Annotated in this window: 1 protein-coding gene; it reads left to right on the top strand. The window is 74.2% G+C overall.

What is annotated here, in order from left to right:
* Window positions 1–278: nucleoside deaminase (locus G3I78_RS48865; protein WP_164437108.1), on the top strand; the 278-nt coding region annotated here is incomplete at its 5' end.
* Between the last annotated feature and the right edge of the window lie 149 nt (window positions 279–427).

Raw genomic sequence — 427 nt, 5'->3', positions numbered from 1 at the left:
CCCTGCGGCAGGCCGCCGCGACGCTCGGGGAGTGGCGGCTCGAGGGCTGCACGCTCGTCGTCACGCTCGAGCCGTGCGTCATGTGCGCCGGGGCGCTCGTCCTCGCGCGCGTCGAGCGGCTCGTGCTCGGCGCGTGGGACCCCAAGGCCGGCGCGACCGGCTCGGTCTGGGACCTCGTGCGCGACCAGCGCGCCAACCACGCCGTCGAGGTGGTCGGCGGCGTCCGCGAGGACGAGTGCGCCCGCCTCCTGCGCAACTTCTTCGCCGCCCAGCGCTGACGCTGACCCCCGTCGAACACGACATGAGGGTCGTTGTCGAGCGGATGACGACCCTCATGTCGTGCTCGACGCGGGCTCGTGTCGTGCTCGGCGTCAGCGGGGGAGGGCCGCGGCGAGCGTCGTGAGGGTCTCGGTGGTACCGGCGTCGA

The organism is Streptomyces sp. SID13726, assembly GCF_010548375.1.
Classification (GTDB): domain Bacteria; phylum Actinomycetota; class Actinomycetes; order Streptomycetales; family Streptomycetaceae; genus Streptomyces.
Note: the sequence above shows the minus strand (reverse complement) of the source record. Positions and strands in the feature narration are given on the sequence as shown.